General features: G+C 40.3%; 7 protein-coding genes. All 7 read right to left on the bottom strand.

The annotated features are described in order from the left end of the window. Positions 1-97: 97 nt before the first annotated feature. A complete protein-coding gene (locus tag ACFIJJ_RS08215; RefSeq protein ID WP_375646591.1) occupies positions 98-274 on the bottom strand; it encodes a hypothetical protein in 177 nt (58 codons plus the stop codon). Between the two features lie 527 nt (positions 275-801). Next, positions 802-978 (bottom strand): hypothetical protein, encoded by a 177-nt coding sequence (locus ACFIJJ_RS08210; RefSeq protein WP_375617936.1) that lies wholly within the window; start codon positions 976-978, stop codon positions 802-804. A 15-nt stretch (positions 979-993) separates the two neighbouring features. Further along, complete coding sequence (locus ACFIJJ_RS08205) at positions 994-1,566, bottom strand: hypothetical protein (protein WP_375646589.1); 573 nt, start codon at positions 1,564-1,566, stop codon at positions 994-996. A 10-nt stretch (positions 1,567-1,576) separates the two neighbouring features. Continuing rightward, positions 1,577-1,951: a hypothetical protein gene (locus ACFIJJ_RS08200; protein ID WP_375627743.1), complete on the bottom strand. Its 375-nt coding sequence runs from the start codon at positions 1,949-1,951 to the stop codon at positions 1,577-1,579. Between the two features lie 88 nt (positions 1,952-2,039). After that, positions 2,040-3,191, bottom strand: coding sequence for a DUF6990 domain-containing protein (locus ACFIJJ_RS08195; RefSeq protein WP_375646588.1), 1,152 nt, complete (start codon positions 3,189-3,191; stop codon positions 2,040-2,042). Between the two features lie 13 nt (positions 3,192-3,204). After that, on the bottom strand, positions 3,205-3,570 hold the full coding sequence (locus ACFIJJ_RS08190) for a hypothetical protein (RefSeq protein ID WP_375646587.1): 366 nt from the start codon (positions 3,568-3,570) through the stop codon (positions 3,205-3,207). A gap of 230 nt (positions 3,571-3,800) precedes the next feature. After that, complete coding sequence (locus ACFIJJ_RS08185) at positions 3,801-4,166, bottom strand: hypothetical protein (RefSeq protein ID WP_375646586.1); 366 nt, start codon at positions 4,164-4,166, stop codon at positions 3,801-3,803. Positions 4,167-5,186 lie beyond the last annotated feature (1,020 nt).

Below are 5,186 nucleotides of genomic sequence, written 5' to 3'. Positions count from 1 at the left end.
CAGTTTCACGTTTTTACGATTTTGCAAATTCACAGAAAACAAGCAAACTTCCGATAAACCGCCCCATTAAAGCCTATACAAGCCTATCACCAGCCTATTACAAACCTATCATCAGCCTATTCATTGCCAACAGCCTTTTTCCCCCAACGCCCTCCATTACCCCAATTCCCCAATCCCCCATTCCAATTTTGATGCATTGCACAATCCAACCTTTATGCCTCCATTGGCACCTTTTCTCCCCAACCGCCCCACAACCATCACGGCTCTTGAGCAACCACACACCTTTTTACAGTTTCACGTTTTTACGATTTTGCAAATTCACAGAAAACAAGCAAACTTCCGATAAACCGCCCCATTAAAGCCTATCACCAGCCTATTACAAACCTATCATCAGCCTATTCATTGCCAACAGCCTTTTTCCCCCAACGCCCTCCGTTCCCCAATTCCCCATTCACCCATTCCAATGACACATTGCACAATCCAACCTTTACATCTCCATTGGCACCCTCTTCTCCCCATATCCTCCCCACAACCGTCACGGCTCTTGAGCAACCACACACCCTATTACAGTTTCACGTTTTTACGATTTTGCAAATTCACAGAAAACAAGCAAACTGCCGATAAACCGCCCCATTAAAGCCTATCACCAGCCTATTACAAACCTATCATCAGCCTATTCATTGCCAACAGCCCTTTTCCCCCAGAGATCAGCGTAAAATGAGAAAAACAATCGATGCCCTCCTCCCAAGCCGTGAAGCAATGGCATGATCTAAAACTTACGCCTCCCCCATGACACGAGCACTACATGCGCTTTTTCAGCGCTGCGTTTAATTGTTTGGTAACCTTGTAATACGAGATCAAACGCTTGATAAAAGAAATATACAGTGCCACAATGGGTATTGTTAAGAAAAAATCAAAAATACCCCCCAGCAGAATGATCAAAATCAGCGTGTAAGCTGCCGCCATTGCGTAATGCATTTTATCCCCTTCTCTTTATAAATTGATTGATTGGGTTGCTTCAGTCACTTCTTCCAATTGCTGAATCTTCTTTTTCAATCGATGAGTTAAAATTTCACGAAGGATCACAACAACAGGGATCGTTGCAAAAATACATACCGATAAAAAAAACCAGAAAAGCAAGAGAATGGCAAAATATTCAAATCTGCTCTCATCTATCTCATCTATCCCTTTAAAGAAAATCACATAGACATAAGCTTTGAAAAATATAATGATGAAAGAGAGGCATGCGTGGAGGATATAATCTTTGCGTGAAAAAGCGAGCCATTTTTTTAACGAATAGGAACTTATCTTTGTTTCTAGTGCTAAGTTTTGCGGCACTCTCTCTTTTTCTTTTCCGCTTTTTTCAAAGAAACAAAAACGCTGTGGATGTTCTTTCATCAAACGTCTTTGTTTTTTCACTCTGTAATAGAGCCTCAAACGCTTTATTAAAGAATAATAAGGCGCCACAATAATCATATTCACAAAAATGGCAAAAACTGTAACTGCATTTAGAAGAAAACATCCAATCGGCAGAAACAAAACAAAAACCGCGGCCTCACTCCTCATGCGTATAACCTCATTGATTAATCTCTTGCTGCTTTATTTTTTCTTTTAGTTTTTTCTTTATTTTTTCCAATTTACGCTCTTTAAAACGACAAATGCCCCACAAAATAGGAAGGGGTGTGAGAAGACAAAACCATATCAACACTGGTAAGAGAAAAATAAGAGAACCAATTCCTTCCCATCTTGTCCATTGCAACGGCTGTACCAGAGACTTTGCACCCGCAGGAACTTCTAAAGCCATCATGATAAGGCATGTACAAAACATGATAAAAAAGCGGTGCCCTATTATTTTACACCGTCCCACCCCTTTACGCCTTTCCACTGAAGACACCATAAATTTTCTAAATGAAAAGAAAGACTCTTCAAATGTTGCTTTTTTCTCCTGCATTGTTCCCCTCTGCTTTTACGCTTCGCGCTTTTTACGCTCTATTTTTAGGTTTAAGCTCTTTTTAAATTATCTAAACTCTTTATTTTTCTCAATAAATTTTTTCATCAATCCTAATTTCTACATCCATATATTCTAACTCCCCATCCTTTATGTAAAGAATATGAGGACGATAGTTTTTTCCATCAACCTCACAAATCGCGTCCTTTTCGTAAACAAAATATCCCTGTTGCCTTAATTCTTCTCTTTTTTCCTCGATCAATTTTTCATAAGAATCTCTTCTTCTATTGCACAAATTGGGATCTGAGGCTCTAAAACATTCATAGCTCTCTACCTCCATGGAAAAATCCTTTGCCGCCTGTTGAAGCAAATCGTAACTGGGTTGCTTTGTCTTTTCTACCGCCTGAGCAATCACCATTGCGCGTTCCAGATGCTCCTCTTCGATACTTGTTTCAAAGCCCAGCTTCTCACCTTCCATAAAGCTTTTCTGATAAGAGTGTAAAGTTTCAACATCGCCCATCAAAGCCAGAGCCGCAAGATAACGCAGGGAATAAGAAGCCAACCGAGGGACCACAGTTTTGTTTTCCCAAGGCAGGATTCTATATTGAGAGTGAAGCATCTTGCCAAGATCAACCTCAGTCATTGCCTCATCTAAAGCTTTCTCGAGTGCACGGCGTAAACATCCAACGCTTACCTTTTCTTCAAAAATTTCCAACCCCTTCACATCAAAACTCAATTCAAGAGCAATCAAGCCTCCAGAATTATAAGGGTCTATCGTTTGGCAAGCCGCCGCATGGATACCAGAAACCACCGCAATTGCACAATCAAATCGCGGATACCCCTTCTCAGCATTATAAAGAAACTGCACTTCACGATCTGGTAAATAATAGGTGGCCAAATGATCTCCTTTTCCTTCAATTTCCACCTTCCACCCCAAACTCTTTAAAAGCGCCGTTGCACTTTCCATCGTTAAGATTTCCTCATCAGAAAGAGAAAACTCTTTTTCCTCAGATAACGGCTTAATCATCGGCGTTGCTCCACTAGACGGCTCAAAAGCGACAGGTTGTTCAAGCACGCGGCTTAATTCTTTTGTCACTTGGCAATACAGCCTCACCCGCTTGAAAGTAGAGTAATACAATGCCCAAATAAACATCACGACCACGGCAGAAAGCAGCGTGAAAAGCGTCAAGCCCACACCCCACGAGAGTACAACAACAATATCCATTATTTTAATATCTATCATTTTCCCCGCCCCTTCATGCGCTGTTTTGTTGAGAAGCGGTTTTTCTCCGCTTCCAGATTGCTTGCTCCAACATATCGATCTTTTCTTTCAACAGAACCGTGAAAATGATACGAACCACAAAGGCAACAGGGATAAACAAAAAAATAAACCATGATATAAGCTCCATAATTAACGAGAGAGCTGCCACGACATCCCTTTCCCACTCCGCCAACTTCCACCCAAGCAACATGGGTACGAAGCGAAGAGCCATTCTTAAAGCTGCCACAATGAAAGCAATACAAAAGATGACTTTATAATTTTTGCGTGTCAGAAACGCTTCTTCAAGCGCAAAAGACCGTAATTCCTCATCCAATGGTGAATTTTTTCCATTGCCCCTCATTTTTTATCCCTCATTTGTTTCAATTTTCAAGCCATTTTCATGAACCGAAGCTTTCGTCCTCACAATGAATGAGAGTTCATCAATATCAAGCGCTTGTATCCCTCATCTTTTATAAAGACAATATCAAGGGTGCATTTTTTTCCATCACCTTCAAACATCGCACGAATAGAAGGTCTCTCCTACAACGCATGAGAATATATAAAGACCAGTATTCATTTTCTGCCCTCCCTTCACGCGCTGTTTTGTTGAAAAGCGGTTTTTCTTCGCTGCCAGATTTCTTGATCCAACATATCGATCTTTTTTTTCAACAAACGCGTAAAGATGATACGGACCACAAAGGCAACAGGAATGAGTACAAAAATTAAATCTAATATAACCTGCACGATGCAAAAGAGAACTGTTATAACATCCCCTTCCCACCCCGCCAACTTCCACTCAAGCCACATGAGTAAGAAGAGAAGAGCCGTTCTTAAAGCTGCCACAATGAAAGCAATACAAAAGATGACTTTATAATTTTTGCTTGTCAAAAACGCTTCTTCCAGCGAAAAAGACCGTAACTCTTCATCCAATGATACATTTTTTTCATTGCCCCTCATTTTTTATCCCTCATTTGTTTCAATTTCTAAGCCATTTTCATGAACCGAAGCTTTCGTCCTCACAATGGATGAGCGTTCATCAATATCAAGCGCTTGTATCCCTCATCTTTTATAAAGACAATATCAGGGGTGCATTTTTTTCATCACCTTCAAACATCATGTTTTCATCACTCACAGTATATCCCCTATTGTCTTAAGGCTTCTCTTTTCTCGTCGATCAAATTTTCATAAAAATATCTTCTTCTATTGCACAAATTTGGGTCTCTGACTCTAAAATTCTAAGTGCTCTTTTTATTTCCAAGAGATAATCTTCTTTCCAAAGAAGAAGCAAACGAGTGCAAGAAAATCGTAACGAGGTTGCTTTGTCTTTATGACGATTTGAATCATCAACAAAACCGGCCCAAATTGATTTTTTCGATATTTTTTTTCAAAGCCCAAACTTTCATCTTCCATAAAGCTTTTGTGATAAGAGTGTAAGGTTTCAACATCACCCATCAAAACCAGAGCCGCAAGATAACACAGAAAATAAGAAGTCAATTGAGAGATAGCACAATTTCCTTTTCCCAAGGAAGGGCGCTCTATTGAAAGCCCAAACACGCGGCCAAGATCAACCTCATTCCCAAATCAACCTTGTTCATTGCCTCATCTCAAGCTTCCTCAAGCACACGACGTAATCACTGGGCGCTTACCTCTTCCTCAAAAATTTTCAATCTCTTTTCCTTAAAATCCACCCCTTTGCCTCAATGCCTCGTTGTCAATCTGGCCCCCCAAAATGATAAAGCCTCAAAATGATAAGGATTAATTATTTGGCAAGCCGCCGCATGAATACCAGCGTCTCTCACAATTCCATAACCAAATTGCACAAAACCTTTTTCATCCAGAGAGAGAAACTGTCCTTAGCGGTCTCGTAAATAAATAGATGTCCCTCTTTTCTTTCAATTTTCCCCCTCCACCCCAAGCTCTTTAAAAGCATTGTTGCCCTTTCCATAGAGCAAAACGTCTTGATCAAAAACTTAAAGC

This window comes from Bartonella sp. TT29SHDZB (assembly GCF_042193395.1).
GTDB lineage: Bacteria > Pseudomonadota > Alphaproteobacteria > Rhizobiales > Rhizobiaceae > Bartonella.
This window is presented reverse-complemented; position numbering and strand designations above follow the sequence as displayed.